Source organism: Rhizobacter sp. P3_B12, assembly GCF_056402895.1.
Window position 1 is genome coordinate 1 of the sequence record NZ_JBFUGN010001202.1, and the last position, 1,646, is coordinate 1,646.

Consider the following 1,646-nt stretch of genomic DNA (forward strand, 5'->3'; position numbering starts at 1 on the left):
AGCTCGTCCAAGAACGCCTTGAAGTGGTCTGGTATCGCCATTTCCATAGTTGCCTCTTCGCGCACCGCACAACACCCCACTATCGTCACCGATATCACCCCCCTATGCCAGCATCACAACTAGATAGCGATCGGGGTTCGAATTACCCTTGATCGGGGTTCCCCAGGGAGGACCCAACAGGGGGGGTGGGGTGCCAATCGCCCCCTCTACCCTTTTCGCTGCGGACGTGCGGACGAGCCCTCGAATCGGCCGCCAGCCCGCATGGATGCTAGGTTTGCGTGTCCGCGACGGGGCCGCGGACAGTCCGCCAAAGGCTGTGGACGCCGCGGACGGCGGACCGTCGAAGTCCGGCGACATGTGGCGCTCGCACTGGCCAACGCCTTCCCCTTCTCAAAATCTCTGCGGACATGCGGACAAACGCCAAAATGGGCCGCTAGCCCGCATGGATGCTGGGTTTGCGTGTCCGCAGTGGCACTGCGGACAGAGGCTCATGGACTGCGGACATGCGGACAAATCCTGCGGACAGACCGCATCGAACCCGCGGGCAACCTGTTCTTCTCTGGAGCACCCGGCGTCAGCCGCGAGGCGTGAATCGGAGCCACAGCGGCGCGAAAGGAGCTGCGCCCCCCGCCCTTACGCGGGCGAGCGGTAGAAGGCCTGCGGCCCTCAAGGCATGAGGATGAAGGCATGCAGGTCAAAGCGTGATGGACAAAGCAAAGCGGCCCGCATGGGGCCGCTTGCACACTCGCCATCGAGCTGGATCTAGATTCCCGGATGCCAGCCCGGTAGCTCGTTCGGCCAACCCAGGCAGTATTCGAACCAGCTGCGATCGCCATCGCGCTTCGCGACGGTGTTCAGCAGCAGCCAGCCGGCGTTCAGGTACAGGTTCACTTCGTGCTCACTGTCCAGCTCGCAAACTTCGTTGATGTTCTCGAAATGCATTGAGGCTCCATGTCATTGAAAAGGCGCAGGGAGCCGCCCCGAAGGACAGGCTCCCTGCTACGCACCTCGCTGCATTCTCGCGTCCCTGGTGCGCGTTCTGAGGGGTGCTTCCGGTCACCGTCTCAGAGGGTGTCAGCCATGTTCCCTGGAAACCGCGTTCGTGCCGCCGAACGCTCAGGCCGCGGGCTATGGCCAACTTCTCGCCCGCCGCCTGTCTTGCCTCTTTACTTGCCCGGGTTCTTGTACAGCCCGCGGTAGTCGATCACGCCCACACCGAAGTCCAGCCGGCACTTGTGTGCCACGGCGTCGCGCTCGAATTCCTCGTCTTCTTCGAGGTACGGGCGCGGCTCGCCGGCCAGGTAGGCGCGCACGATGGTGTCGTGCTGGGTCGGGTCCGCAGCGAGGTACCACGCCGCTTCGGAGACTTCATCGAGGCGCGGATCGGAGACCAGCACCAGGCGACGAATCCACTCCGGGTTGCCAGTGTTGTTCGCCATGCCCGGATCGACCAGGCTGGCCAGCAGCTGCTCTGCCTTCGTCTCCAGCGACACCGGCACGATCAGGAAGCGCGGTTGCGGATCGAAGTACCCCAGCCCCTGCAGTCCCTTCTGCTTGCGCATGGCGGCCCGTGCAATGCCCAGCGTCTCGGCAGACAGCGCGGCACCTGCGACGGCCAGGTTGCCATGCTTCGCGTGGAACAGCGG

The 1,646-nt window shown here is 64.1% G+C and carries 2 protein-coding genes; both read right to left on the reverse strand.

The window, feature by feature from the left end; genetic code table 11:
* Nucleotides 1-762: 762 nt before the first annotated feature.
* The gene (locus AC1D01_RS33760) at nt 763-942 is read right to left on the reverse strand and encodes a hypothetical protein (RefSeq protein ID WP_056820441.1); all 180 of its coding nucleotides are present in this window, start codon (nt 940-942) and stop codon (nt 763-765) included.
* A gap of 224 nt (nt 943-1,166) precedes the next feature.
* Nucleotides 1,167-1,646: phage major capsid protein (locus AC1D01_RS33765; protein ID WP_477873827.1), on the reverse strand; the 480-nt coding region annotated here is incomplete at its 5' end.